Below are 524 nucleotides of genomic sequence, written 5' to 3'. Positions count from 1 at the left end.
CGTAAGAGATCATGATGATCGGACCTTTACCGAATTCTTCACCTTCCTTGTACAGGGTTTCGATGTCGAACGCCAGCAGTTTCAGTTCTTCGTCACCTTCCATCGGGATCAGACCTTTGTCGATCAGGTAACGTTTCGCGAACGGGATGTCGTATTCGAAGATGTCAACAACCGCAGAGTGTTCACGGATTTTTTCACGGATGGTCGGAACGTCCTGCGGGTGTTCGAAGTACAGACGCCAAACGGTGATCGGACGACCCAGGAATTTTTTTTCAACTTTTTCCGCGTCAACGATACGAACGATTTTACCGTGACGTTCCGCGGTGATTTTTTTAACTTCTTCGATTTTAGAGTCGTCTTTCAGCAGCGCGTAGATGTACGGACGGAAGGTACGGTCGTGTTCGATTTTGAATTCACCGTTTTCTTTTTTGAACAGACGGATAACCGGTTTACCTTCTTCGGTGATGTAGTCCGCGTCCAGGATCATGGTATATCTCCTTCTTAAAGTTAAACAAAATTATTTC

The 524-nt window shown here is 45.8% G+C and carries 1 pseudogene; it reads right to left on the bottom strand.

From position 1 onward, the window contains the following. Window positions 1–487 (bottom strand): annotated as a pseudogene (locus SB725_RS30140) (DNA polymerase); the annotation flags it as partial. Window positions 488–524: the final 37 nt, after the last annotated feature.

This window comes from Pseudomonas sp. SIMBA_041 (assembly GCF_046535095.1).
Classification (GTDB): domain Bacteria; phylum Pseudomonadota; class Gammaproteobacteria; order Pseudomonadales; family Pseudomonadaceae; genus Aquipseudomonas; species Aquipseudomonas mucoides.
Note: the sequence above shows the minus strand (reverse complement) of the source record. Positions and strands in the feature narration are given on the sequence as shown.